Below are 26,724 nucleotides of genomic sequence, written 5' to 3'. Positions count from 1 at the left end.
CAGCCGCGCGGCATCCCTCCGTCATTGCCGCAACCCGCATTCCATAGGGCTTCACGCTATAAGCCGCGACCGTGACCGATGGGTCCGAGCACATGTCACGGAACTTCCGGTGAGTCACATGGCAACTTTCAGAATCGACAGACGGTAAAAACTGTCATGAAAACTCGTTCAGAATGCCCCGAATTTTTCGACGGACAAAAAGGAAACCACGCCGAAAGCAATGGCGATCCAGCGGAGTCTGGGTGACATCAACCCGCAAGAAGACATGCCGAATGCGACGTAACATTTTGACATGCCTTTCCATAGGCTTGGCGACCCTCTTGGCCGCCACCGAGGCTACGGCCTCCTCCAAGATCACGCGTACCTACCACCCCGCCCCGGTCGACCTGCGCGTCCCGGTCCAGGGAAGCGCGCTGCTGACCATGACGCCCAAAGCCGAAAAGCCGGCCAAGAGCGAGGCGCACCAGGTCACCCAGCGTGCCTACAGCATGATCGGTACGCCATACCGTTGGGGCGGTACCTCGCCCAAGCGCGGCTTCGACTGCAGCGGCCTGGTCAACTACGTGTTCCAGAACGTCGATGAAGTCGACCTGCCGCGTACCGCGCAGCAGATGTACAGCATGCGCGGCAACTCGAAAGTCGCCCGCGGCGACCTGCAACCCGGCGACCTGGTGTTCTTCCGCATCCACAACCGCCGCAATGTCGACCACGTCGGCATCTACGTCGGCGACAACCAGTTTGTCCATGCGCCGCGCCGCGGCCAGAAGGTCCGCGTCTCCGACCTCAGTGGCGACTACTGGAAGAAGCACTACACCGCCGCCCGCCGCATCCTGCCGGAAACCCTGGCCAAGGCCGACGTCGGTCGTCGCTACGACTGACCGCTTGCACTCTCCCCTTGCGGGAGAGTGCCTGTCCCTCGCCTCTCTCCCTTCACTTATAGGCCGCGACGCGCCTGACGGCGCAGCAGTCGCGCGCTATCCCAACCGGTGAGCAGCACAGCGACCCAGATCGGCCCGTAGGTCCAGATCTGCGCCGGGTTGAACGCCTCGCCCAGGAACAGCACGGCGATGGCAAACAGCAGCACCGGCTCGACGTAGCTCAGAATCCCGAACAGCCCCATCGGCAGCAGCCGGCTGGCCGCCATCATCGCGCCGAACGCCAGCGCACTGATCAGGCCAAGCAACGGCAGCAATGCCCACAGGCGCGGTACCGCCTCCAGCACCGTGGCGCTGTCGGTTATCCACAGCGTCGCCAGCGCGAACGGCAGCAGCACGATCATCTCGAAGACGAAACCAGACAGCGAGTCCACCGCCATCTTGCGGCGCAGCATGAAATACGGCGGATACCCCAGCGCAGTGATCAGGCTGAACCAGGAAAACGCCCGGGTCAGCCACAGCTCATGCAGGACACCGGCCAGCGCGAAGCCGACGGCGATACCTTGCAGCGTGGTCAGACGCTCGCCATAGAACACCCGACCGCAGAGCACCATGGTCAGCGGCAGCAGGAAGTAGCCCAGCGACAGCTCCAGCGTACGCCCGACCATGGGCGCCCAGATGAATACCCCCCACTGGATCAGCATCATCGCCGCCGTCAGCGGGAAGCACGCCAGCAGCCACGGCTCGCGCAGCAGACGCCGTCCGGCATCACGCAGCACGCCGCCTTGACGGGTAAACAGCACCAGCAGCAGGACCATGGGAATCGACCAGACCACCCGGTGAGCAATCACCTGGATGCTGGACAGCGGCTCCAGCGCATGGATATAGGCCGGCAAGGTCACGAACAGCACGGAAGACGCCAGGGACAGCGCCACACCACGTCCGGAGATATTCATGCGAAACGCTCCTTGTGGCGGCGCAGGCCGTAGCGGTTGACGCCCAGGGACGCAACGATCACCACACCGCCCAATGCCAGGCGTGGCAGATCGGCGTGCTCGCCCCAGATCAGCAGGTTGATCAGCAACCCCACCGGCACATGCAGATTGTTCATCACCGCCAGGGTGCCGGCATCGACCAGGGTGCCACCCTTGTTCCACCAGAACTGCCCCAGCGCAGTGGCCAGCAGTCCCATCCACACCAGTACGCCCCATTGCAGCTCGGTGCTGGGTAGCTTCTGCGGGTTGCCGAACAGCAGCCAACCCGGCAGCGCGATCAGCAGCGCGCCGACGAAGAAGTAACCGAAGCGGCGGAATTGCGGGATATCGGACGGATAGCGCTGCACCAGGTGCTTGTAGAAAACCTGCCCGGCCGCGAAGGTCGCGTTGGCCAGCTGCAGGAGCAGGAAGCCCTGGACGTAATCGCCGCTCACACCGTCGTAACGAATGATCCCGGCGCCCAGCACCGCCACCGCAGCCGCCAGCAGCGCCCAGGCATTGAAGCGGCGGTTCAGCGCGTCATCGATGAGCGCCACATGCAACGGCGTCAGCACGGTGAACAACAGCACTTCTGGCACCGTCAGCACGCGGAAGCTCTGGTAGAGGCAGACATAGGTAATGCCGAACTGCAGCACCCCCGCCAGCATCACACCGGCAATGAAGCGCGGATTGACGCCGCGCCAGCGAGTCAGTGGCAGGAACACCAGACCGGCGAGCACCACACGGGTCAGCACCGCGAAATAGCTATCGACCTGCCCGGCAAGGTACTCGCCGATCAGGCTGAAGGAGAACGCCCAGAGGACGGTAACGAAAAGCAGGTAAGGCATGAGGGATGCGACCGGAACGGGGCAAGCACCATAGCGCCTGTCTCACAGCGGAGAAAAGCACTGCGCGCCCGCCACCTGCGAAAGGCAGAAACGAAAAAGGGCGACCGAAGTCGCCCTTTTCCTAGGATGAGGAAGCAGGGATTAGCCCTGGTTCTCCATCTGAGCACGGATCAGGTCACCGATGGTGGTCGGACCAGTGCTTTCTGCGTCTTGCTTGCTACGCAGTTCTTTCATCGCATCCTTCTCGTCATCAACGTCCTTGGACTTGATGGAGAGGGAAATGACGCGGCTCTTACGGTCGATGCTGATGATCTTGGCTTCGACTTCTTCGCCTTCTTTCAGAACGTTGCGAGCGTCTTCAACGCGGTCACGGCTGATTTCGGAGGCTTTCAGGATGCCTTCGATTTCGCCGGCCAGGGTGATGACAGCGCCCTTGGCGTCAACTTCTTTTACGGTGCCGCGAACGATGGTGCCTTTCTCGTTGAGCGAGGCGTAGTTGGAGAACGGATCGTCTTCCAGCTGCTTGATGCCCAGGGAGATGCGCTCACGCTCCGGATCAACGGAGAGGATGACGGTTTCCAGCTCGTCGCCCTTCTTGAAGCGGCGAACGGCTTCTTCGCCAACTTCGTTCCAGGAGATGTCGGACAGGTGAACCAGACCGTCGATGCCACCTTCCAGACCGATGAAGATACCGAAGTCAGTGATCGACTTGATGGTGCCGGAGATCTTGTCGCCCTTGTTGAAGCGGCCAGAGAAGTCTTCCCACGGGTTGGACTTGCACTGCTTGATGCCCAGGGAGATACGACGACGCTCTTCGTCGATGTCCAGAACCTGAACTTCCACTTCGTCGCCAACCTGAACGACTTTCGACGGGTGGATGTTCTTGTTGGTCCAGTCCATTTCGGAGACGTGTACCAGGCCTTCCACGCCCTCTTCCAGCTCGGCGAAGCAGCCGTAGTCGGTGAGGTTGGTGACGCGCGCGGTAACGCGGGTGCCTTCCGGGTAACGAGCCTTGATGGCAACCCATGGGTCTTCGCCCAGTTGCTTCAGGCCCAGGGATACGCGGTTGCGCTCGCGGTCGAACTTCAGAACCTTGACATCGATCTCGTCGCCAACGTTGACGATTTCCGACGGATGCTTGATACGCTTCCAGGCCATGTCGGTGATGTGCAGCAGACCATCGACGCCGCCCAGGTCAACGAACGCACCGTAGTCGGTGAGGTTCTTGACGATACCTTTGACCTGCTGGCCTTCCTGCAGGGATTCCAGCAGAGCTTCGCGCTCGGCGCTGTTCTCGGCTTCCAGGACGCTGCGGCGGGAAACGACAACGTTGTTGCGCTTCTGGTCCAGCTTGATGACCTTGAACTCGAGCTCTTTGCCTTCCAGGTGAGTGGTGTCACGCACCGGACGCACGTCGACCAGCGAACCCGGCAGGAACGCGCGGATGCCGTTGACGTCGACGGTGAAGCCACCCTTGACCTTGCCGTTGATGATGCCTTTGACCACTTCGTCGGCAGAGAAAGCAGCTTCCAGAACGATCCAGCTCTCGGCACGCTTGGCTTTTTCGCGGGACAGCTTGGTTTCACCGAAGCCATCTTCTACCGCGTCCAGCGCAACGTGGACTTCGTCACCCACATTGATGGTCAGCTCGCCCTGTTCGTTGTAGAACTGCTCGACCGGGATGACGCCCTCGGATTTCAGACCGGCATGGACGGTGACCCAGTCACCATCGATGTCGACCACGATGCCGGTGATGATTGCACCCGGCTGCATGTCGAGGGATTTCAGACTTTCTTCAAAGAGTTCTGCGAAGCTTTCGCTCATGTCTATACCTGTAGTCAAAGGCTTGTAAGCCCGATTCCGCGCCACCAGCAGACACGGTCAAGTGATGAAAAAGAAGCCAGCAGGATCAAGACTGGTATCCCGCCGGCCCCCTGTTGCACCCGCCGAAACGGGCACTCCACATTCAGATTTTAAGGGAACGCTTCGCTCAATATGGGCGAAACCCTCCCGATATAAGGTCTGGAATGGTAGCAATCGAAGCAGCCCGCGTCAATTGGGCGACCCGACTCCCAAAGCACCTTGCGCTTCTTGCGAATTCCAGCCTGGAGCTTTCATTTTCGCGTAAAGCCAGGTGACCGGCTTCACCGCCTGTCAGTTCAACGCAGCGACTCAGGAGCAACAGCCCCGCCCTTGAAAGAAAAATCCCCGGCATGCCGGGGATTTTCGTTCCAACATCGACTAGTCAGCCAACCCCAGCCGAGCGACCTCAGCGAGGATGCTGTCCACCACCTCATCAATGCTCATCGAGGTGGAGTCCACCAGGATCGCCCCTACGGCAGGCTTGAGCGGCGCCACGGCGCGCTGGCTGTCGCGCTCGTCGCGGGCGCTGATTTCCTCAGCGAGCTGCGCCTGGTCGCTCTCGATGCCCTTGTTCTTCAGCTGCAGGTAGCGGCGACGGGCGCGCTCCTCGGCCGAAGCAGTGAGGAATATCTTCAGCGGGGCGCTGGGGAAGACCACGGTGCCCATGTCACGACCGTCGGCTACAAGGCCGGGGGCTTCGAGGAAGGCGCGCTGGCGTTGCAGCAGGGCATCGCGCACCGCAGGCAGCGCGGCGACCTGGGAAGCGCCGGCACCAACCTGTTCGGTACGGATGACGTCGGTAACGTCGTCGCCTTCGAGGATGATGTGCTGGCCCTGCCCGCCCTTGCCGTGGGTGAACTGGACGTCCAGGTGCGCGGCCAGGACCTTGAGGCCTTCCTCGTTGGTCAGGTCGATACCGTGGTTACCGGCGGCGAACGCCAGCAGACGATACAGCGCGCCGGAGTCCAGCAGGTTCCAGCCCAGGCGCTTGGCCAGCAGGCCGGCGACGGTGCCCTTGCCGGAGCCACTGGGGCCGTCGATGGCGACGACCGGCCATTCGCCCATCATCACTTGCCCTCCTCGGCGACGCGGATGCCCGCGCCGGAGGCCAGCCCGAGGAAGTTCGGGAAGGAAGTCGCGACGTTGGCGCAGTCGTGGATGCGGATCGGCGCGCCGGCACGCAGGGAGGCCACGCTGAAGGACATGGCGATACGGTGGTCGCCGTGGCTCCAGACTTCGCCGCCGCCGTAGGCGCCGCCTTCGATGATGATGCCGTCCGGGGTCGGCTCGGCTTTCACGCCCAGGGCGATCAGGCCGTCGGCCATCACCTGGATGCGGTCGGATTCCTTCACCCGCAGCTCTTCCGCGCCGCGCAGGACGGTGCGACCTTCGGCATTCGCTGCAGCGACGAAGAGCACCGGGAACTCGTCGATGGCCAGCGGCACCAGGTCTTCGGGGATGTCGATGCCTTTCAGCTTGGCCGAACGTACGCGAATGTCGGCGACCGGTTCGCCACCTACTTCACGCTGGTTTTCCAGGGTGATGTCGGCCCCCATCAGCTTGAGGATGTCGATGACGCCGGTACGGGTCGGGTTGATGCCGACGTGCTCCAGGGTCAGGTCGGAACCTTCGGCAATGCTCGCGGCGACCAGGAAGAAGGCGGCAGAGGAGATGTCGGCCGGGACTTCGATCGAAGTGGCGGTGAGCTTGTGGCCGGACTCGACACGGGCGGTTGCGCCTTCGACGTCGACCGGGTAGCCGAAGCCGCGCAGCATGCGCTCAGTGTGATCGCGGGTCGGCGCCGGCTCGGTGGTGGAGGTTTCACCAGCGGCGTACAAGCCGGCGAGCAGCAGGCAGGACTTCACCTGGGCGCTGGCCATCGGCATTTCGTAATGCATGCCGGTGAGTTTGCGACCGCCACGGATGGTCAGCGGCGGACGGCCTTCCGGACCGGTCTCGATCACCGCACCCATCTCGCGCAGCGGCTTGGCTACGCGGTTCATCGGGCGCTTGGACAGCGAGGGGTCACCAGTCAGGGTCGAGTCGAACGATTGGGCCGCCAGCAGGCCGCTGAGCAGGCGCATGGAGGTGCCGGAGTTGCCCAGGTAGATCGGGCCGGGCGGTGCTTTCAGGCCATGCAGACCCACGCCGTGTACGGTGACGCGGCCGTGATGCGGACCTTCGATGACCACGCCCATGTCACGGAACGCCTGAATGGTGGCCAGGGCGTCTTCGCCTTCGAGGAAGCCTTGCACCTCGGTCGTGCCTTCGGCCAGGGAGCCGAGCATGATCGAACGGTGGGAGATGGACTTGTCGCCCGGTACGCGAACACGTCCGGACAGGCGGCCACCCGGCTGGGCCAGGTAAATCAGGTCATTGTTGTGCATGGCGTCCACATAGGCCCGTTGGGCCAGGATTTTGCTGAAATGCTCGCGGGCAACCCGGGCGCGAGTGAAGACGCCCATCAATTGCTGCCCGTCCCCCTTGTCGACGGCCTCGCGCAGGGCGTCGAGGTCATCGCGAAATACGTCGAGGATGCGCAGCACCGCCCCGCGATTGGCGAGGAAGATGTCGTGCCACATCACTGGGTCGCTGCCGGCGATCCGCGTGAAGTCGCGGAAGCCGCCAGCGGCGTAGCGGAAGATTTCCAGATTCTCGCTGCGTTTGGCCAGCGAGTCGACCAGCGTGAAGGCCAGCAGGTGCGGCAGGTGACTGGTCGCCGCCAGGACTTCATCGTGGTGCTCGACGTCCATCTGCTCGACATCCGCACCCAGCTCGCGCCAGAGGCTCTCGACGCACTGGATCGCGTCCGCGTCGGCATTATCCAGCGGCGTGAGAATGACCTTATGACGGCGGAACAGTTTTGCGTTGGCGGCTTCCACCCCGCTTTGCTCGGAGCCGGCAATGGGATGGCCGGGCACGAAGCGCGCCGGCATGCCGCCGAATACCGCTTTGGCGGCGCGCACCACATTGCCCTTGGCGCTGCCTACGTCGGTGAGGATGGCATTGCCGATGTCGAGGGTGGCGAGTTCGCCGAGGACCTTTTCCATAGCCAGGATCGGCACGGCGAGCTGGATCACGTCGACGTCACGGCAACCGGCGGCGAGGCTTTCCTCGCAGCGGTCGACCACACCCAGCTCCACGGCGAGGCGGCGGGTTTCCGGGTCACGGTCGACACCGACCACTTCCTCGAACAGGCCCTTCTCGCGGATGCCCTTGGCGAAGGAGCCGCCGATCAGGCCGAGCCCCACCACCACCAGACGGCGCAGCTTGTGCGGCTGGACATCAGGCACGGGCGAGCACCTTGGCCAGCGCTTCGAGGAAGCGGGCGTTCTCGGCTGGCAGGCCGATGGAGATGCGCAAGTGCTGCGGCATGCCGTAGCCGCCCACCGGACGGACGATCACGCCTTCGGCGAGCAGGGCCTGGTAGACCGGGCCGGCGTCGCGCTTGAGGTCCACGGCGATGAAATTGCCCTTGGACGGAATCCACTGCAGGTCGAGTACGCGCAGGCCGTTTTCCAGCTGCACCATGCCCTCGTCATTGATGCGCTTGCCTTCGGCGAGGTACTCGGCATCCTCCAGCGCGGCGCAGGCGGCGGCCAGGGCCAGGCTGTTGACGTTGAACGGCTGGCGCACGCGGTTGAGCACATCGGCGACCTGCGCCGAGGAGATCGCGTAGCCAACGCGCAGCGACGCCAGGCCGTAGGCCTTGGAGAAGGTGCGCGAGACCAGCAGGTTCGGGTAGCGAGCCAGGTACTTCAGGCCGTCCGGCAGTTCTTCGCCTTCGGCGTACTCGATGTAGGCCTCATCGAGCACCACCAGGACATTCTCCGGAACCTGCGACAGGAAGCGCTCCAGCGCGTCCGGGCCGAACCAGGTGCCGGTGGGGTTGTTCGGGTTGGCGATGAAGACCACGCGGGTATTGCCATCGATGGCCGCCAGCATGGCTTCCAGGTCATGGCCCCAGTCTTTCGCCGGCACGACCTTGCCCTGGGCGCCGACGGCCTGGGTGGAGATCGGGTAGACGGCGAAGGCGTACTGGCTGAACACGGCGTTCAGGCCCGGCGCCAGATAGGCACGAGCCACCAGGTCGAGGATGTCGTTGGAGCCGTTGCCCAGGGTCACCTGCGCGGTGCCGACGCCGCAACGGGCGGCCAGGCGGCTCTTCAGTTCGAAGCCGTTGCCATCGGGATAGCGGGTCAGCTCAGCCAGCTCCGCACGGATCGCTTCGAGCGCTTTCGGGCTCGGGCCCAGCGGGTTCTCGTTGCTGGCCAGCTTGATGATGCCGGCGGGGTCGAGCTTCAGCTCACGGGCCAGTTCATCGACCGGCTTGCCGGGAACATAGGGGGAAAGCTTCTGCACGCCCGGCTGGGCCAGGGCAAGGAAATCACAGCTCATGGACTTCTCTCTTGAGTGTGGCCGCTCAAAATGACTCGATATAACCGGCGGCCACCAGGTAGTCGCAGATGCGGTCGACGGCTTCGTCGACGGCCAGCGTGGAGGTATCGATGGTCAACTCAGCCGCCTGGGGGACCTCGAAAGGCGAATCGATGCCAGTGAACTCCTTCAGCTCACCTGCACGCGCTTTTCGGTACAAACCCTTGGGGTCACGCTCTTCACAGACATTCAGCGGCGTCGAGACATGGACTTCGATGAAGAGATCCGGCACCAGAGCGCGCACCATGTCCCGGTCCTGTCGGAACGGGGAGATGAACGCGGCGATCACGATCAGCCCGGCGTCCACCATGAGCGCGCCGACCTCGCCGACCCGACGGATGTTCTCACTGCGATCTTCGGCGCTGAAGCCCAGATCGCGATTCAGTCCGTGGCGAAGATTGTCGCCATCGAGCAGGTAGGTGTGCCGCCCCGCTTCGTGCAGCCGGCGCTCCAGAGCATCTGCCACGGTCGACTTGCCGGAACCGCTCAAGCCAGTCAGCCAGATCAGACAAGGGCGCTGGCCCTTGTTCCGACCACGCGCCTCACGGTCGACTGCAAGCGCCTGCCACCGTACGTCGCGAGCTTTCGACATCAGAGTACAGCCTTCGGGTAGGAGCCCAGCACCTTCAGGGCAACGGCTTCGCTACTGATCTTTTCCAACACGTCCTTGATCAGCGGGTCCTTGTGGTGGCCGACGAAGTCGATGAAGAACACGTAGGTCCACTTGCCGCTGCGCGACGGACGGGTCTCGATGCGGGTCAGGTCGATGCCGTTGGTGTGGAACGGCACCAGCAGTTCGTGCAGGGCGCCCGGCTTGTTGCGCATGGAGACGATGATGGACGTCTTGTCGTCGCCGGTGGGCGGCACTTCCTGGTTGCCGATCATGAGGAAGCGCGTGGAGTTGTCCGGGCGGTCCTCGATCTTCTCATGCAGCTTGTCCAGGCCGTACAGGCTGGCCGCCATGTCGCCGGCAATCGCCGCGCTGTTCCACTCGCTCTTCACCCGCTTGGCGGCGTCGGCGTTGCTGGAGACCGCCACGCGCTCGACGTTCGGGTAGTGCGCGTCCAGCCACTTGCGGCACTGGGCCAGGGACTGGGCGTGGGAGTAGATACGGGTGATGTTGTTGGTCTTGGTGTTCTCGCCCACCAGCAGGTGGTGGTGGATGCGCAGCTCCACCTCGCCGCAGATCACCAGGTCGTGTTCGAGGAAGCTGTCGAGGGTGTGGTTGACCGCGCCCTCGGTGGAGTTTTCCACAGGCACCACGCCGAAGTTCACCGCACCGGCGGCGACTTCGCGGAACACTTCGTCGATGGCCGCCATCGGGGTGCTGATCACCGCGTGGCCGAAGTGCTTGAGCGCCGCAGCCTGGGTGAAGGTGCCTTCCGGGCCGAGGTAGGCCACTTTCAGCGGCTGTTCCAGGGCCAGGCAGGAGGACATGATCTCGCGGAACAGACGAGCGACTTCCTCGTTGTCCAGCGGGCCCTTGTTCAGCTCCATGATGTGCTTGAGCACCCACGCCTCGCGCTCGGGCCGGTAGAACACCGGCTTCTCGCCTTCGGGCAGGGAGGCCAATTTCACGCGCGCCACGTCGGTGGCGCAGCGGGCGCGTTCGCTGATCAGCTCGAGGATCTTCTCGTCGAGGCTGTCGATGCGTACGCGCAAAGCCTTGAGCTGGTCAGCGTCGCTCATCAGCCGTGCTCCTTCTCGAACTCGGCCATGTAGCCGACCAGGGCTTCGATGGCATCCAGGCCCAGGGCGTTATAAATGGAGGCACGCATGCCGCCCACAGAACGGTGGCCTTTCAGGTTGAGCAGGCCGCGCGCGTCAGCGCCTTCGAGGAAGGCCTTGTCGAGCTTCTCGTCGGCCAGGCGGAACGGCACGTTCATCCAGGAGCGGGCGCTGGGCTGGATCGGGTTGGTGTAGAAGTCGCTGTTGTCGATGAAGCCGTACAGCATGTCCTTCTTCGCGCGGTTGCGCTTTTCCATGGCGTCGACGCCACCCTGCTCCTTCAGCCATTCGAAGACCAGGCCGGAGAGGTACCAGGAGTAGGTAGCCGGGGTGTTGTACATGGAACCGTTATCGGCGGCGACCTTGTAGTTGAGCATGGTCGGGCAGATGCTGCGGGCGCGGCCCAGCAGGTCTTCGCGAACGATGACAACGACCAGGCCGGACGGGCCGATGTTCTTCTGCGCGCCGGCGTAGATCAGGCCGAACTTCGACACGTCGGTCGGGCGGGAGAGGATGTCCGAAGACATGTCCACCACCAGCGGAACGTCGCCGACTTCCGGAATCCAGTCGAACTCCAGACCGCCGATGGTCTCGTTGGACGCGTAGTGCAGGTAGGCGGCGTCCTTGGACAGGTTCCACTCGTTCTGCCCGGGAATGGCGAAGTAGTCGTATTTGGATGCACTGGCGACCACGTTGACGTTGCCGAAGCGGCGAGCCTCTTCGATGGCCTTCTTCGACCAGATGCCTGTTTCCACGTAGTCCGCCACGCCGTCTTCGGGCAGCAGGTTCAGCGGAATCTCAGCGAACTGCTGGCTGGCGCCGCCCTGCAGGAACAGCACCTTGTAGTTCGACGGCACGCCCATCAGGTCACGCAGGTCCTGCTCGGCCTTCTCGGCGATGGCCACGTAGTCGTCGCTACGGTGGCTCATTTCCATGACCGACAGGCCCTTGCCCTGCCAATCCAGCAGCTCGGCGCGGGCGCGCTCCAGCACCTCGGTGGGAAGCGCCGCGGGACCGGCGCAGAAGTTAAAGGCTCGCTTGCTCACATCCACTCTCGCTATCAGTCTTCGCTGGCCTGCGGGGCTTCTTCAGCCGCAGCTTCGCCTGCTTCTTGGTTCTCGTCCGACACTTCGCCTTCGACGATCTCGCCGTCGATGACGTCGTCTTCACCTTCCACCACGGTCGGCTCCTGCACCCGCTCCAGGCCTACGACGGTCTCGTCGGCGGCCAGCTTGATGAGGATCACGCCCTGGGTGTTACGGCCAGCGCCGCGGACTTCGTCGACACGGGTACGGACCAGGGTGCCCTGGTCGGAGATCAGCATGATCTCCTCGCCGTCCAGCACCTGCACGGCCCCCACCAGGTTGCCGTTACGCTCGTTGATCACCATGGCGATCACGCCCTGGCCACCACGACCGCGACGCGGGTAGTCGGCCAGCGGGGTGCGCTTGCCGTAACCGCGTTCGGAGGCGCTGAGGATCTGCGCTTCGCGGCACTCGGGGATCAGCATGGAGATGATGCGCTGGCCTTCGGCCAGGCGCATGCCGCGCACGCCACGGGCGTTACGGCCCATTATGCGCACCTTGCTTTCCTTGAAGCGGATCACCTTGCCGGCGTCGGAGAACATCATCACGTCCTTCGAGCCGTCGGTGATGGCGGCGGCGATCAGCGAGTCACCCTCTTCCAGCTTCAGGGCGATCAGGCCGTTGGAACGCGGCTTGGTGAACTGGATCAGCGGGGTCTTCTTCACGGTGCCTTTCATGGTGGCCATGAAGATGTACGCGCCGGTCGGCTCGTCCTGGCTGAAGTCAGCGTCGTCGCCCTCTTCACCCTCTTCGGTTTCCACCACTTCGGCGACCTGCTCGGCGACCACGTCGTCGTCCTCGCCTTCTTCACCGGCGAACTGGGCGCGCACGGCTTCCAGGTCGATCTGCAGCATCGCGGTGATGCGCTCGCCTTCGTCCAGTGGCAGCAGGTTCACCAGCGGACGGCCACGGGCGGTACGCGAGGCTTCCGGGATCTCGAAGGTGCGCAGCCAGTAGACCTTGCCCTTGCTGGAGAACAGCAGCAGGGTGGCGTGGCTGTTGGCGACCAGCAGGTGTTCGATGTAGTCCTCGTCCTTCACGCCACTGGCGGACTTGCCCTTGCCACCACGACGCTGGGCCTCGTAGGCGGCCAGCGGCTGGGACTTGGCGTAGCCGCCGTGGGAGATGGTCACCACGCGCTCTTCTTCGGTGATCAGGTCGGCGATGGTCAGGTCCATCTGCGACGCGACGATTTCGGTGCGGCGGGCGTCGCCGAACTCGGCCTTGACCTTCTCCAGTTCCTCGCGGATGACTTCCATCAGGCGCTCGGGGCTGGTCAGGATGCGAATCAGCTCGCCGATCAGAGTGAGGATTTCCTGGTACTCGGACAGGAGCTTCTCGTGCTCCAGGCCGGTCAGGCGGTGCAGGCGCAGTTCCAGGATGGCCTGGGCCTGCTCCGGGGACAGGTAGTACTTGCCTTCGCGCAGGCCGTACTGCTCGTCCAGGTCTTCCGGACGGCAGGAATCGGCGCCGGCGCGCTCGACCATGGCCTCCACGGCGCTGGATTCCCAGGCGGTGGCGATCAGGCGTTCCTTGGCTTCGGCCGGGGTCGGCGAAGACTTGATCAGCTCGATCACCGGGTCGATGTTCGACAGGGCGACGGCCTGGCCTTCGAGGATATGGCCGCGTTCGCGGGCCTTGCGCAGCTCGTAGACGGTCCGGCGGGTCACCACTTCACGGCGGTGGCGGATGAAGACCTCGAGCATTTCCTTGAGGTTCATCGTGCGCGGCTGGCCGTCGACCAGGGCCACCACGTTGATGCCGAAGACGCTCTGCAGCTGAGTCTGGGCGTAGAGGTTGTTCAGCACGACCTCGCCCACTTCGCCACGGCGCAGCTCGATGACCACGCGCATGCCGTCCTTGTCGGACTCGTCGCGCAGCTCGGTGATGCCTTCGATCTTCTTCTCTTTCACCAGCTCGGCGATCTTCTCGATCAGGCGGGCCTTGTTCAGCTGGTAGGGCAGCTCGGTGATGATGATCTGCTGGCGGTTGCCGCCCTTCTCCATGTCCTCGATGGTCGCGCGGGCACGGATATAGATGCGGCCACGACCGGTGCGATAGGCCTCGATGATGCCCGCACGGCCGTTGATGATGCCCGCGGTCGGGAAGTCCGGGCCGGGGATGTAGTTCATCAGGTCGTCGATGGACAGCTCGGGGTTGTCCATCAGCGCCAGGCAGCCGTCGATCACCTCGGTGAGGTTGTGCGGCGGGATGTTGGTCGCCATGCCCACGGCGATACCGCTGGAACCGTTGACCAGCAGGTTCGGGATCTTGGTCGGCATGACCGCCGGGATCTGCTCGGTGCCGTCGTAGTTGGGCACCCAGTCGACGGTTTCCTTGTCCAGGTCGGCCAGCAGTTCATGGGCGAGCTTGGCCATGCGCACTTCGGTGTATCGCATGGCCGCGGCGTTGTCGCCGTCCACCGAACCGAAGTTGCCCTGGCCGTCGACCAGCATATAGCGCAGCGAGAAGGGCTGGGCCATGCGGACGATGGTGTCGTACACCGCGGTGTCGCCGTGCGGGTGGTACTTACCGATCACGTCGCCGACCACACGGGCGGACTTCTTGTAGGCCTTGTTCCAGTCGTTGCCCAGCTCGCTCATGGCGTACAGGACGCGGCGATGCACGGGCTTCAAGCCGTCGCGCGCATCGGGCAGGGCACGACCGACGATCACGCTCATGGCGTAATCGAGGTAGGACTGTCGGAGTTCGTCTTCGATGTTGACCGGGAGGATTTCTTTGGCCAGTTCGCCCATGAGAAGCCTGGTTCCTTTTTCAAATGGGACTCCGCCACGCCCGTCCTGAGCCCGGCGGAGCGCGGTGTGCCATCAAAGCGCCACCGACTCTCTACAAATCAACGACTTATTGCGCTGATCCGCGATGCTGAAGGGGGTGCGAAAACGCCCCCCGAAGAACCGTCGGAGCTTACCACAAGCCAGGGTGAAGACCTACCCTCGCCCAGCCCCCACGATGAATTGCCGCAGGCCCGTCAGTGCAGGCGCTTGCGGCTCATCAGCTGGGCCATGCGCTCGGTATCGGGGCGCTCGACCACGCCACGCTCGGTCACGATGGCATCGATCAGGTCCGCCGGAGTCACATCGAACACCGGATTGAAGGCCTCGACCTCGGCGGCGATGCGCTTGCCGCCGATTTCCAGGAGCTCGCGGCCGTCGCGTTCCTCGATCGGGATGTCTTCGCCGCTCTCCAGGCTCATGTCGATGGTCGAACTGGGCGCCACCACCATGAAGCGCACGCCGTGGTGCATCGCGTTGACCGCCAACTGGTAGGTGCCGATCTTGTTGGCCACGTCACCGTTGGCGGTGATGCGGTCGGCGCCGACTATGACCCAGGTGATGCTTTCGGTCTTCATCAGGTGCGCGGCGGCGGCATCCACATTGAGCGTGACCGGCACGTTCTCGTTGGCCAACTCCCAGGCGGTCAGGCGCGCTCCCTGCAGCCAGGGGCGGGTCTCGTCGGCGTAGACGCGCTCGATCAGCCCTTCCAGGTGCGCGGCGCGGATCACTCCCAGCGCGGTACCGAAACCGCCGGTGGCCAGGGCGCCGGTGTTGCAGTGGGTGAGGATCTTCTGCGGGCCGCTGTGCTGCTTGCGGATCAGCTCCACGCCCAGCTGGGCCATGGTCAGGTTGGCTTCGCGGTCGCTTTCGTGGATGGCGATGGCTTCCGCCTCCAGCAGCAGCATCGGGTCGTCCCCCGGCTTCAGCCGTTCCAGGCGGTCGCGCATGCGGTTCAGCGCCCAGAACAGGTTGACCGCGGTCGGGCGCGACTCGGCCAACAGAGTGAAGTCTTCTTCCAGCGCCGCGCGCCAGTCGCCGCCGGCGGCCAGGCGGACGCGCAGGCCCAGGACCACGCCATAGGCGGCGGCAATGCCGATGGCCGGCGCGCCACGCACCACCATCTGGCGGATGGCGTCGGCCACGCCTTCGGCAGTCTCGTAGGTCAGCCAGGTTTCTTCCAGCGGCAGCAGGCGCTGGTCCAGCAGGCGGAGGGTCCCCTTGCGCCAATCAATGGCCGTTACCCGTTCGGCCGCCAACAGTCGCTCACGCATGGAACACCTCGTCATTCGAATGGAATCGCGGGCCTTTCCCGGCCCCCAGAAATCTTCCCGCAAGAGCGGGTAAAAGCGCCGAGTATACCGAGCCTGCGGCAGCGGTGCTCGGCTATACTCCGGCCCTCTCTCCGCCGCGCCCAGGATGCGCTTCATGCCCACCGCCAAAGCCCCGCTCGACCTGCTTCTGCTCCCCACCTGGATCGTCCCCGTGGAACCTGCCGGCATTGTCCTGCGTGACCATGGCCTGGGCATCCGCGACGGCCGCATCGCCCTGCTCGCCCCGCGCGCCGAAGCCATCCGCCACCCAGCCGCGGAGACCCGTGAGCTGCCGGGCATGCTGCTCTCCCCCGGCCTGATCAACGCCCACGGCCACGCGGCGATGAGCCTGTTCCGCGGCCTGGCCGACGACCTGGCGCTGATGACCTGGCTGCAGGAGCACATCTGGCCGGCCGAAGCCAAGTGGGTCGGCGAAGAGTTCGTCCGTGACGGTACGGAGCTGGCCATCGCCGAGCAGCTCAAGGGCGGCATCACCTGCTTCTCCGACATGTACTTCCACCCGCAGGTGGCCTGCGAGGCGGTGCACAAGGCCGGCGTGCGCGCGCAGATCAGCGTGCCGGTGCTGGACTTCCCGGTGCCCGGCGCCCGCGACGCCGACGAGGCGATCCGCCAGGGCCTGGCCCTGCGCGACGACCTCAAGCATCACCCGCGCATCAAGGTGGCCTTCGGCCCCCACGCGCCCTACACGGTCAGCGACGACAAGCTGGAAAACATCCTGATGCTCGCCGAGGAACTGGACGCGGGCATCCACATGCACGTCCACGAGACCGCCTTCGAGGTCCAGCAGGCGCTGGAGAAGCACGGCGAGCGCCCACTGGCCCGCCTGCACCGCCTGGGCCTGCTCGGCCCGCGCTTCCAGGCCGTGCACATGACCCAGGTGAATGACGACGACCTGGCCATGCTAGTGGAAACCAACAGTTCGGTGGTGCATTGCCCGGAATCCAACCTCAAGCTGGCCAGCGGCTTCTGCCCGGTGGAGCGGCTGTGGCAGGCCGGCGTCAACGTCGCCATCGGCACTGACGGTGCGGCCAGCAACAACGATCTGGACCTGCTCGGCGAAACCCGCACCGCCGCCCTGCTGGCCAAGGCCGTGGCCGGCCAGGCCACCGCGCTGGACGCCCACCGCGCCCTGCGCATGGCCACCCTGAACGGCGCCCGCGCGCTGGGCATGGAGCAGGAAACCGGCAGCCTGGAACTGGGCAAGGCCGCTGACCTGACCGCCTTCGACCTCTCAGGCCTGGCCCAGCAGCCGGTCTACGAGCCGGTTTCCCAGCTGATCTACGCCAGCGGTCGCGACTGTGTGCGCCACGTCTGGGTCGGCGGCAAGCAACTGCTGGAGAACGGCAAGCTCACCCGCCTGGACGAAGAACGCCTGATCGCCGTGGCCGGTGAGTGGGGCCGCAAGATCGCCGGCGTCTGAGCCCTCAGGATCCTCGTCCTTGCGCAGCGCGGCCCCGGATGCGAGCCGCCGCTGCGACAATCTGTCATGCCGCGCCCCATCCCTTCCGCGAAGCTGGCATCATAGTCAGTCTTCGTTTCCAGCTTTTCGATCAATAGGGACACCATGAGCAACGTCGACCACGCCGAGATCGCCAAATTCGAGGCCCTCGCCCACCGCTGGTGGGACCGCGAAAGCGAGTTCAAGCCCCTGCACGACATCAACCCGCTGCGGGTCAACTGGATCGACGAGCGCGTCAGCCTCGCCGGCAAGAAGGTGCTCGACGTCGGTTGCGGCGGCGGCATCCTCAGCGAAGCCATGGCCCAGCGCGGCGCCACCGTCACCGGCATCGACATGGGCGAAGCACCCCTGGCGGTCGCCCAGCTGCACCAGCTGGAATCCGGCGTACCGGTGGAATACCGCCGCATCACAGCCGAGGAGCTGGCCGAGGAAATGCCCGAGCAGTTCGACGTGGTGACCTGCCTGGAGATGCTCGAGCACGTGCCGGACCCGGCGTCGGTCATCCGCGCCTGCCACAAGATGGTCAAGCCCGGCGGCCAGGTGTTCTTCTCCACCATCAACCGCAACCCGAAGGCCTACTTGTTCGCCATCGTTGGTGCGGAGTACTTGATGCGCCTGCTGCCGCGCGGCACCCACGACTTCAAGAAATTCATCCGCCCCTCCGAGTTGGGCGCCTGGTCGCGCGACGCCGGCCTTGCGGTCAAGGACATCATCGGCCTGACCTACAACCCACTGACCAAGCACTACAAGCTGGCGGGCGACGTCGCCGTCAACTACATGATCCAGACCCTGCGCGAGGAGTGAATCGCATGCTCAAGGCGGTTCTCTTCGACATGGACGGCACGCTGCTGGATACCGCGCCGGACTTCATCGCCGTGTGCCAGGCGATGCTCAAGGCCCATGGCCGCGCACCGATCGATGACCAGCGCATCCAGGACGTGGTCTCCGGCGGCGCCCGCGCCATGGTCGCCGCGACCTTCGACATGGACCCGGAAGCCCCCGGCTTCGAGACCCTGCGCCAGGAGTTCCTCGACCGCTACCAGGAGCATTGCGCCGTCTTCACCCGCCCGTACGACGGCATGGTCGAGCTGCTGGAGAGCATCGAGCAATCGCGCCTGATCTGGGGCGTGGTGACCAACAAGCCGGTGCGCTTCGCCGCGCCGATCATGGAGCAACTGGGCCTGGCCGAGCGCTCCGCCGTGCTGGTCTGCCCGGACCACGTGACCAAGAGCAAGCCGGACCCGGAAATGCTCCTGCTGGCCTGCAGCCAGCTGAAGGTCGATCCGTCGGAAGTGCTGTTCATCGGCGACGACCTGCGCGACATCGAGTCGGGCCGCGCCGCCGGGACCAAGACCGCCGCCGTGCGCTACGGCTATATCCATCCGGACGACAACCCCGCGCACTGGGGCGCCGACGTCATCGTCGATCAGCCCCGCGACCTGCTGGCGATCCTCGACCGCGCCCTCTGCTCCTGCTGAGCCGAACCCTCAGGAGCCCGTCTCGCTGACGGGCTCCGCCAAGGAGAAACCATGTTCGACTATTCCGCCCGCCCCGACCTGCTCAAGGGCCGCGTGATCCTGGTGACCGGGGCCGGTCGCGGCATCGGCCGGGCCGCCTCGCTCGCCTTCGCCGCCCACGGCGCCACCGTACTGCTGCTGGGCAAGACCGAGGACTACCTCAACGAGGTCTACGACGAGATCGTCGCCGCCGGCCATCCGGAACCGGTAGTGATCCCGCTGAACCTGGAAACCACCCTGCCGCACCAGTACGACGAGCTGGCGGCCACCATCGAGCAGGAATTCGGCAAGCTCGACGGCCTGCTGCACAACGCCTCGATCCTTGGCCTGCGTTCGCCCATCGAGCAGATTTCCACCGACAACTTCACCCGCGTCATGCAGGTGAACGTCAACGCCATGTTCAGCCTCACCCACACCCTGCTGCCGCTGCTCAAGCTCTCCGAGGACGCCTCGGTGATCTTCACCTCCAGCAGCGTTGGTCGTAAGGGCCGCGCTTACTGGGGTGCCTACGCGGTATCCAAGTTCGCCACCGAGGGCCTGATGCAGGTGCTGGCGGACGAGTGCGAGGACATCAGCAGCGTGCGCGCCAACAGCGTCAACCCCGGCGCGACCCGCACCGCGATGCGCGCCCACGCCTATCCGGGCGAGAACGCCTTCAACAATCCGCTGCCCGAAGACATCATGCCGGTCTACCTGTACCTCATGGGCCCTGACAGCAAGGGCGTCAACGGCCAGGCCTTCAACGCCCAGGACTGACGTCCCAACTCACGGCGCTCTCGCCCCGCTGCGAGAGCGCCGCACTCCGCCGGTTTTCTGGCTCCCCGCCTTCTTCCCTTCCGGCAAAGTGCCATCATTTCGCCAGTCTTCTGACGAATCCTCCTTCCCGTTGGAACCCAAACGGCCTCCTATCGGTCCAAAAGCCCTCTTTTGGAGATTTTTCGAGGGCTGGCACGGAAATCGCTCTGTCCCTCCTGTCGCCGTATGAAACGCGTCAGAGGTTGCCTCGCGCCATGGTTCCCCCCAAGCAGTCCAACACCATCGACTTCGATGCCGCCAAGCTCCAGCGCTTGGCCGCCCAGGAGCCGCGCCAGCGCTCCGGGCGGCCGCTCGACCTGCTGGAGCTACGCCAGCAGCTGAACCTGCAGCTGCAGGTGAGCCTGGAAGCCGAACGCATTCTGGCGGTGTTCTTCACTGAGATTCAGCGCCTGCTGCCGGTCGATTACCTGGCCTACCAGCACACCGGGGCCGACCTGCGGCTGGAATTTGGCGACTCAGCGCAACACTGCGCCGGCTATCGCCTCATCCATGAAGGCGAGTACCTGGGGGAACTCAGCTTCCGCCGCCGGCAGCGCTTCTCCGAGGCCGAACTGGCCCAGCTGGAATCGCTGATGGCCTCCCTCCTCTATCCCCTGCGCAATGCCCTGCTCTACCGTGCCGCGGTACAGTCAGCGCTGCGCGACGCGCTCACCGGCACCGGCAATCGCATCGCCATGGACCAGGCACTGACCCGCGAGGTCGAAGTCGCCCGGCGCCACCTGCAACCGCTGTCGGTGCTGATGCTCGACCTGGACCACTTCAAGCAGATCAACGACGTGCATGGCCACAGCATCGGTGACGACGCCGTGGCCGCGGTGATCAAGGCCAGCCTGCGCAATGTCGACATGGTGTTCCGCTTCGGTGGCGAGGAGTTCCTCGTGCTGCTCTCCAATACCCCCGGCAGCAGCGCGGCCCAGGTCGGCGAGCGGCTGCGGCGTGCCGTGGAGGAGCTGCACCTGGCCATCGACGGCAAAGGTTTGCCGCTCTCCATCAGCCTGGGCTGCGCCTCGCTCAACGCCGGCGAGTCGGTGGACGATCTGCTGCGGCGCGCCGATAACGCGCTGTACGAAGCCAAGCGCGACGGGCGCAATCGGTTGGCCTGCGCTAGCTAACGCAGCGGAAACCGAACCCTGTAGGAGCGAGCTTGCTCGCGAAAGGACTTTCCGGCAACGCCGGAGCTGTGCGGGTTCGCGAGCAAGGGCTGGGCGTCCCCCTCGGTCCTACGAAAAGCGTCACACCGCTGGATCGCAGGCAATAAAAAAGGGCTCCGAGGAGCCCTTTTTTATTTGTCGCTAACGCTTAGCGCTTGAAGCCCGGACGCATGCCGTCACCGGCAGCCTGCGGACGACGCTTGGCGATCGGCTTGCGCGCCGGCTTGCCCGGACGCTCGGCCAGCGGGGCGCCCTTGTCACGCTCGGGAGCGCGAGCCGGACGGTCGCTCGGAGCCTTGCGCGGAGCACGGCCTTCGCCGGCATCGCTGCGCGGGCCACGGGCCGGACGATCGGCGCCATCGCGCGGAGCGCGGGCGGGACGATCACTACCCGCGTCACGCGGCTTGCGCGGAGCGCGGCCTTCGCCAGCTTCATTACGCGGACCACGGGCCGGACGATCACCCGCATCACGCGGAGCGCGAGCAGGACGATCACTGCCAGCATCACGCGGTTTGCGCGGGGCACGGCTGTCAGCGGAGTCGCTACGCGGGCCACGAGCCGGACGATCACCGGCATCGCGCGGAGCGCGAGCAGGACGATCACCGCCAGCATCACGCGGGGCGCGGGCCGGACGCTCGTCGCCGTCACGCGGAGCACGGGACGGACGCTCGCCTGCTGCCGGACGCGGCGCGCGGTGCGAATGCTCGTCGTCGCCGTGTTCCCTGCGCGAACGCGAGCCGCGGCCCGGACGCTCGCTGGGCGCCAGCTTCTTGCCGAGCTTGCGCTCCTGGCGCTCGACCTTCTCCTTGGTCTTGGTGGAAACCGCCGGCAGGGCGATCGGGGTCAGGCCGACTTCCTCGCTGAGGATGTCCAGCTCGCGCTGGCCCATTTCGCGGTAGCGGCCCATGGTCAGTTCGGAGGTCAGGAACACCGGTCCGAAGCGCACGCGCTTCAGGCGGCTGACGATCACGCCCTGGGATTCCCACAGACGGCGGACTTCGCGGTTACGGCCTTCCATCACCACCACGTGGTACCAGTGGTTGAAGCCTTCGCCACCGGGCGCTTCCTGGATGTCGCTGAACTTGGCCGGGCCGTCTTCGAGCATCACGCCGGCTTTCAGGCGCTCGATCATCTCTTCGTCGACTTCGCCACGCACGCGCACAGCGTACTCGCGATCCATCTCGTAGGACGGGTGCATCAGGCGGTTGGCCAGCTCACCGTCGGTGGTGAACATCAGCAGGCCGGTGGTGTTGATGTCCAGGCGGCCGACGTTGATCCAGCGACCGCTGCGCAGGCGCGGCAGACGATCGAACACGGTCGGACGGCCTTCCGGATCGTCGCGGGTGCAGACTTCGCCTTCGGGCTTGTTGTAGATCAGCACGCGACGGACGTGCTCTTCGATCTTCTCGCGCTTGAGCAGGCGGTCATCGACGGCGATGGCATCGCGGTCGCCCACGCGCTGGCCAAGGGCGGCCACGGCGCCATTGACCTTGACGCGGCCTTCTTCGATCCAGGCCTCGACGTCACGGCGCGAGCCCACGCCCATGCGCGCGAGGACTTTCTGCAGTTTCTCGCCGGCCGGGGCTGGGGTAAGTTCTTCAAGGTTTTCGTGCGTGTCGGTCATCTGGGCACCTCCCGGTGTGGCATGCAACGAATAAAAAAGGTCGCGCATCATACGCGCTCGCGGGCGGCAAAGCACCGTCCGCGATCGGGAAAGACTAGTAGAGTTACTGGGAGGTGCCATGCATCACGACGACTTCACCGGCGCCAAACTTGCGCTGTTCCATGCCGGCCAGCTGGTGGTCTACAAGCGCGACGAGAAGCCCGGCCTCCCCTACCCCGGCTGCTGGGACTTCCCCGGCGGCGGCCGCGAGGGGCGCGAAACACCGGTGCAATGCGCCCTGCGCGAGCTCGAGGAAGAGTTCGCCATACGCCTGGATGAGCAGCGTATCGAGTGGCAGCGCCGCTACCGCGCCACCCACGGTCCCGCCCCCTGGGCCTGGTTCCTGGTGGCACGCCTGGAACAGGCCGAGTTCGACGCCATCCGTTTCGGCGACGAAGGCCAGTACTGGCGCCTGATGCGCGTCAGCGAATACCTCGCCCACGAGCAGGCGGTGGATTACCTGCAGGAACGCCTGCGGCATTTTCTCGCAGGGCGCCTCGAGATCGACTGAATCCGTGCGACCTCTCGCTGATATGCATTTGCCCGCCCCATCTGAATCTGTTTCCCGCTGACGCATCTCCTTAGATTGCCCGCTCACCGGAAGACGCCGCCAGCCCACCTGCGCGCGCCCGGACGTTCTGACACAAGCGGGAATCGAGCATGAACACGAGAAGCACGGAGCAGGCGTACAACTACAAGGTGGTTCGCCAGTTCGCCATCATGACGGTGGTCTGGGGCGTCGTCGGCATGGCCATGGGGGTACTGATCGCCTCCCAACTGGTCTGGCCGCAACTGAACCTTGACCTGCCGTGGACCAGTTTCGGGCGCCTGCGCCCGCTGCACACCAGCCTGGTGATCTTCGCCTTCGGCGGTTGCGCGCTGTTCGCCACCAGCTATTACACCGTGCAGCGCACCTGCCAGACGCGACTGTTTTCCGACAGCCTCGCTGCCTTCACCTTCTGGGGCTGGCAGGCGCTGATCGTGGTGATGCTGGTCAGCCTGCCCCTGGGCTACACCACCACCAAGGAATACGCCGAAATCGAGTTCAGCGGCGCGGTGTGGATGGCCATCGTCTGGGTCGCCTACGCGGTGGTGTTCTTCGGCACCCTGATGAAGCGCAAGACCGCGCACATCTATGTGGGCAACTGGTTCTTCGCCGCCTTCATCGTGGTCACCGCGATGCTGCACATCGTCAACCACCTGTCGATTCCGGTGAGCTGGTTCAAGTCCTACCCGGTGTACTCCGGCGCCACCGACGCCATGGTGCAGTGGTGGTACGGCCATAACGCGGTGGGCTTCTTCCTCACCACCGGTTTCCTCGGGATGATGTATTACTTCGTGCCCAAGCAGGCCGGGCGCCCGGTGTATTCCTACCGGCTCTCTATCGTGCACTTCTGGGCGCTGATCACCCTGTACATCTGGGCAGGTCCGCACCACCTGCACTACACCGCATTGCCCGACTGGGCGCAGTCACTGGGCATGGTGATGTCGCTGATCCTGCTGGCGCCGAGCTGGGGCGGGATGATCAACGGCATGATGACCCTCTCCGGCGCCTGGAATAAGTTGCGCACCGACCCGATCCTGCGCTTCCTGGTGGTCTCGCTGGCGTTCTACGGCATGTCGACCTTTGAGGGCCCCATGATGGCGATCAAGACCGTCAACGCCCTGTCTCACTACACTGACTGGACCATCGGCCACGTCCATGCCGGCGCGCTGGGCTGGGTAGCGATGATTTCCATCGGCTCGCTCTATCACCTGATCCCCAAGGTCTTCGGTCGCGAACAGATGCACAGCATCGGACTGATCAACGCACACTTCTGGCTGGCCACCATCGGCACGGTGCTGTACATCGCCTCCATGTGGGTCAACGGCATCACCCAGGGCCTGATGTGGCGGGCGGTCAACGCCGACGGCACGCTCACCTACTCCTTCGTCGAAGCGCTGCAGGCCAGCCACCCCGGCTTCGTGGTGCGCATGACCGGCGGGATGATGTTCCTCAGCGGCATGCTGCTGATGGCCTGGAACACCTGGATGACCGTGCGCCGCGCGCAGCCGCAGGCCATGCTCGCTGCCGAGCGGATGGCCTGAGATGACGCTATGGCTGGGTCTGACCGGCCTGCTGGCGCTGTATTTCGGCGTCGGCTGGACCCTGAGGGCGCACCGCGAGCGTGGCATCGAGGAGGCCAGCATGCTGCCCTTCGCCGATGACGAGGAGGTGGCCCGACGCATGGAAAAGGCCACCGGACGCAGCCACACCGGCTGCGCCTGCCCCGGCCGGTGCCGGGGCGACTGCGAGCACTGGCGCGACTGGACGCCATGACCCGTCACCTCGGCGCGTCTCCTTAAGGGCACTCCTGCGACAGAGCGTCGCATCACCGTCATCAATCTTCATTAGCAAGCACATCAATTTCCCGGCGGGCGGCCAGGATGGAACTATCTGTCCCGTGCCCCGCCACCGATGGACGCCTGAAGCATCGTCCACTGCCCTGTCTGGACCCCAGGGCAGACATCTGATGCCAGCGCTCCCCGGTGGGGCTTCAACCCATTCATCGAGCCCCTTATCGAGGAATACCGAATGAAGCTTGCCTCTGTCGTGTCGGCCGTGATCTCCAGCCTCGCCCCGATGGCTTTTGCCCAGGACGCCATCAAGAACCCCGGCGCCGACCTGCCGGCCACCGAGTACCACTACGGCATGGCCCTGGACGTGGACAAGGTGCTGCACCGCACCGACAACTCCAGCAAGGTCGGTATCGTGCCGGCGTACATGGTCTACCAGGACCACCAGGGCGAAACCCACAAGGTCCGCTTCCTCGAATGGGGCGGTCGCACCAGCCACAGCTGAACCTCAGCGAACATCGCCCTCCGGCCGTCCAGGCCAGACCCCGCGAGCCTGTGGTGGCGGTCGGGGGGCGATCCTGATTCGCAGCGCAGATTTACCCGTAGGAGCGGGCCATGCCCGCGATCGCGCCCATGGGGCGCTCCTACAGAATCATCAGCTCAAGCCGTCAGGCGCCATCCTGCCGATAAGGCAACGCTGCCCACGCTTCTTCGGCATAGGCAAGAATCCCAGCACGCTCCTGCTCCAGAAACTCCGCCACCGCCTCCCGCAATCCAGGATGACCCAGGCGATGCCAGGATCGCGTGATCACCGGCTCGAAGCCGCGAATCAGCTTGTGCTCGCCCTGCGCCCCGGCATCGAAGCGTTGCAGGCCGTGGCCAATGGCGAAATCGATGCCCTGGTAGAAGCAGGTCTCGAAATGCAGGCGGTCGAACTCCGCCAGGCAGCCCCAGTAGCGGCCATACAGGGTATCGCCGCCAACCAGGCTGAACGCCATGGCCACAGGACGCCCGCCACGGTGGGCGAAGACCACGCGAACCGCCTCCGGCATCCGCTCGCCGAGCAGGCTGAAGAAGGCCCGTGTCAGGTACGGCGCCTGTCCGCGCACCTCATAGGTGCTGCTGTAGCAGGCATAGACGAAATCCCAGTGCGCCTCGGAAAGCTCCCGGCCCTCCATCCAGACGAAATCGATACCCAGCCCCGCAACCTGCTCGCGCTCCTTGCGCAGCTGCTTGCGCTTGCGCGAACTGAGCGCATCGAGGAAGTCCGAAAAATCCCGGTAGCCCCGGTTGCGCCAGTGGTACTGGCAGCCCAGGCGCTCCATCCAGCCGTCGGCACCGCCGAGCAGGGCATCGGCGGCGACATCGGTGAAGTTCACGTGCACCCCGGAACAGCGCGCCTCATCCACCTCCCCCGCCAACGCACCGACCAGGCTGAGCGCCGCCTCGGGCGCGCCGAGCAGACGTGCGCCACCCACCGGGGTGAAGGGAATGCCCACCAGTAGCTTGGGGTAATAGCGGATGCCGGCCCGCTGGCAGGCATCGGCCCAGCTCCAGTCGAACACGTATTCGCCGTAGGAATGGCTCTTCAGGTAGGCCGGCGCGGCGGCAAGCAGGCGTCCATCGTCGCCGAACAGGACGCGATGGGCCGGCACCCAGCCGGTGCGGCCACCTACGCTGCCGCTTTCCTCCAGCGCGCAGAGAAAGGCGTGACGCAGGAACGGCTGGTCGTCCGGCAGCAGGGCATTCCACTGGCGGGTATCCACATCGGCGAGGCGGGCAAGGGTCTGGATAGGCATGGCGGACAGTCTGGCGCGCAGCGCCGGGGAAGGGAAGATTTGCGCG

General features: G+C 65.0%; 23 protein-coding genes. 10 read left to right on the top strand and 13 right to left on the bottom strand.

Going from position 1 to position 26,724, the window contains the following annotated elements; translation table 11 throughout:
- Positions 1-272 precede the first annotated feature (272 nt).
- Positions 273-878, top strand: a complete 606-nt coding sequence (locus GA645_RS08710) for a C40 family peptidase (RefSeq protein WP_152221849.1) — start codon at positions 273-275, stop codon at positions 876-878.
- A gap of 56 nt (positions 879-934) precedes the next feature.
- Here the strand turns inward: GA645_RS08710 and rarD are convergent, their stop codons facing one another.
- The 11 genes from rarD to mtnA form a co-directional block, all read right to left on the bottom strand.
- The gene (gene rarD / locus GA645_RS08705) at positions 935-1,831 is read right to left on the bottom strand and encodes an EamA family transporter RarD (protein WP_152221847.1); all 897 of its coding nucleotides are present in this window, start codon (positions 1,829-1,831) and stop codon (positions 935-937) included.
- The gene (locus GA645_RS08700; protein WP_152221845.1) at positions 1,828-2,697 is read right to left on the bottom strand and encodes a carboxylate/amino acid/amine transporter; all 870 of its coding nucleotides are present in this window, start codon (positions 2,695-2,697) and stop codon (positions 1,828-1,830) included. The genes rarD and GA645_RS08700 overlap by 4 nt, the downstream gene beginning before the upstream one ends.
- A 141-nt stretch (positions 2,698-2,838) precedes the next feature.
- Positions 2,839-4,521: a 30S ribosomal protein S1 gene (gene rpsA, locus GA645_RS08695; RefSeq protein ID WP_152221843.1), complete on the bottom strand. Its 1,683-nt coding sequence runs from the start codon at positions 4,519-4,521 to the stop codon at positions 2,839-2,841.
- Between the two features lie 417 nt (positions 4,522-4,938).
- Positions 4,939-5,628, bottom strand: a complete 690-nt coding sequence (cmk, locus tag GA645_RS08690) for a (d)CMP kinase (RefSeq protein WP_152221841.1) — start codon at positions 5,626-5,628, stop codon at positions 4,939-4,941.
- A complete protein-coding gene (locus GA645_RS08685; RefSeq protein WP_152221840.1) occupies positions 5,628-7,853 on the bottom strand; it encodes a bifunctional prephenate dehydrogenase/3-phosphoshikimate 1-carboxyvinyltransferase in 2,226 nt (741 codons plus the stop codon). The genes cmk and GA645_RS08685 overlap by 1 nt, the downstream gene beginning before the upstream one ends.
- A complete protein-coding gene (hisC, locus tag GA645_RS08680; protein WP_152221838.1) occupies positions 7,846-8,958 on the bottom strand; it encodes a histidinol-phosphate transaminase in 1,113 nt (370 codons plus the stop codon). The genes GA645_RS08685 and hisC overlap by 8 nt, the downstream gene beginning before the upstream one ends.
- 25 nt (positions 8,959-8,983) lie before the next feature.
- On the bottom strand, positions 8,984-9,589 hold the full coding sequence (gene cysC / locus GA645_RS08675; RefSeq protein ID WP_152221836.1) for an adenylyl-sulfate kinase: 606 nt from the start codon (positions 9,587-9,589) through the stop codon (positions 8,984-8,986).
- Positions 9,589-10,686, bottom strand: a complete 1,098-nt coding sequence (gene pheA / locus GA645_RS08670) for a prephenate dehydratase (RefSeq protein ID WP_152221834.1) — start codon at positions 10,684-10,686, stop codon at positions 9,589-9,591. The genes cysC and pheA overlap by 1 nt, the downstream gene beginning before the upstream one ends.
- Positions 10,686-11,771, bottom strand: a complete 1,086-nt coding sequence (gene serC / locus GA645_RS08665; protein WP_152221832.1) for a 3-phosphoserine/phosphohydroxythreonine transaminase — start codon at positions 11,769-11,771, stop codon at positions 10,686-10,688. The genes pheA and serC overlap by 1 nt, the downstream gene beginning before the upstream one ends.
- A 14-nt stretch (positions 11,772-11,785) precedes the next feature.
- A complete protein-coding gene (gyrA, locus tag GA645_RS08660) occupies positions 11,786-14,566 on the bottom strand; it encodes a DNA gyrase subunit A (RefSeq protein WP_152221831.1) in 2,781 nt (926 codons plus the stop codon).
- A gap of 233 nt (positions 14,567-14,799) precedes the next feature.
- Positions 14,800-15,876 (bottom strand): S-methyl-5-thioribose-1-phosphate isomerase, encoded by a 1,077-nt coding sequence (gene mtnA / locus GA645_RS08655; RefSeq protein ID WP_152221829.1) that lies wholly within the window; start codon positions 15,874-15,876, stop codon positions 14,800-14,802.
- 154 nt (positions 15,877-16,030) lie between these two features.
- Here mtnA and GA645_RS08650 point away from each other — a divergent pair, with 154 nt between their 5' ends.
- The 5 genes from GA645_RS08650 to GA645_RS08630 all read left to right on the top strand — a co-directional run bounded on the left by GA645_RS08650 (position 16,031) and on the right by GA645_RS08630 (position 20,840).
- A complete protein-coding gene (locus tag GA645_RS08650; protein ID WP_152221827.1) occupies positions 16,031-17,356 on the top strand; it encodes a TRZ/ATZ family hydrolase in 1,326 nt (441 codons plus the stop codon).
- A gap of 144 nt (positions 17,357-17,500) precedes the next feature.
- Positions 17,501-18,199, top strand: a complete 699-nt coding sequence (ubiG, locus tag GA645_RS08645; RefSeq protein WP_152221825.1) for a bifunctional 2-polyprenyl-6-hydroxyphenol methylase/3-demethylubiquinol 3-O-methyltransferase UbiG — start codon at positions 17,501-17,503, stop codon at positions 18,197-18,199.
- On the top strand, positions 18,196-18,873 hold the full coding sequence (gene mupP / locus GA645_RS08640) for an N-acetylmuramic acid 6-phosphate phosphatase MupP (protein WP_152221823.1): 678 nt from the start codon (positions 18,196-18,198) through the stop codon (positions 18,871-18,873). Before ubiG ends, mupP begins: the two co-directional genes overlap by 4 nt.
- A 51-nt stretch (positions 18,874-18,924) precedes the next feature.
- Positions 18,925-19,668: a YciK family oxidoreductase gene (locus GA645_RS08635; protein ID WP_152221821.1), complete on the top strand. Its 744-nt coding sequence runs from the start codon at positions 18,925-18,927 to the stop codon at positions 19,666-19,668.
- A 254-nt stretch (positions 19,669-19,922) separates the two neighbouring features.
- Complete coding sequence (locus GA645_RS08630) at positions 19,923-20,840, top strand: GGDEF domain-containing protein (RefSeq protein WP_152221819.1); 918 nt, start codon at positions 19,923-19,925, stop codon at positions 20,838-20,840.
- A gap of 187 nt (positions 20,841-21,027) precedes the next feature.
- Here the strand turns inward: GA645_RS08630 and rluB are convergent, their stop codons facing one another.
- Positions 21,028-22,503, bottom strand: coding sequence for a 23S rRNA pseudouridine(2605) synthase RluB (gene rluB / locus GA645_RS08625; protein WP_152221817.1), 1,476 nt, complete (start codon positions 22,501-22,503; stop codon positions 21,028-21,030).
- A gap of 118 nt (positions 22,504-22,621) precedes the next feature.
- On the opposite strand from rluB, the gene GA645_RS08620 reads away from it, so the two are divergent.
- The 4 genes from GA645_RS08620 to GA645_RS08605 all read left to right on the top strand — a co-directional run bounded on the left by GA645_RS08620 (position 22,622) and on the right by GA645_RS08605 (position 25,384).
- Entirely contained in the window at positions 22,622-23,053 is a 432-nt protein-coding gene (locus GA645_RS08620; RefSeq protein ID WP_152221816.1) for an NUDIX hydrolase, read from the top strand.
- A 149-nt stretch (positions 23,054-23,202) separates the two neighbouring features.
- Positions 23,203-24,630: a cytochrome-c oxidase, cbb3-type subunit I gene (gene ccoN, locus GA645_RS08615; RefSeq protein ID WP_152221813.1), complete on the top strand. Its 1,428-nt coding sequence runs from the start codon at positions 23,203-23,205 to the stop codon at positions 24,628-24,630.
- Between the two features lies 1 nt (position 24,631).
- Positions 24,632-24,862 (top strand): cbb3-type cytochrome c oxidase subunit 3, encoded by a 231-nt coding sequence (locus GA645_RS08610; RefSeq protein ID WP_152221810.1) that lies wholly within the window; start codon positions 24,632-24,634, stop codon positions 24,860-24,862.
- 255 nt (positions 24,863-25,117) lie between these two features.
- The gene (locus GA645_RS08605) at positions 25,118-25,384 is read left to right on the top strand and encodes a DUF2790 domain-containing protein (protein WP_152221808.1); all 267 of its coding nucleotides are present in this window, start codon (positions 25,118-25,120) and stop codon (positions 25,382-25,384) included.
- Between the two features lie 163 nt (positions 25,385-25,547).
- Here GA645_RS08605 and GA645_RS08600 read toward each other — a convergent pair whose 3' ends face one another.
- On the bottom strand, positions 25,548-26,678 hold the full coding sequence (locus GA645_RS08600) for a GNAT family N-acetyltransferase (protein ID WP_152221806.1): 1,131 nt from the start codon (positions 26,676-26,678) through the stop codon (positions 25,548-25,550).
- Positions 26,679-26,724: the final 46 nt, after the last annotated feature.

Source organism: Pseudomonas sp. SCB32, from assembly GCF_009189165.1.
Lineage (GTDB): Bacteria > Pseudomonadota > Gammaproteobacteria > Pseudomonadales > Pseudomonadaceae > Pseudomonas.
The sequence above is the reverse complement of the archived record's forward strand: the minus strand, read 5'-3'. Positions and strand labels throughout refer to the sequence as shown.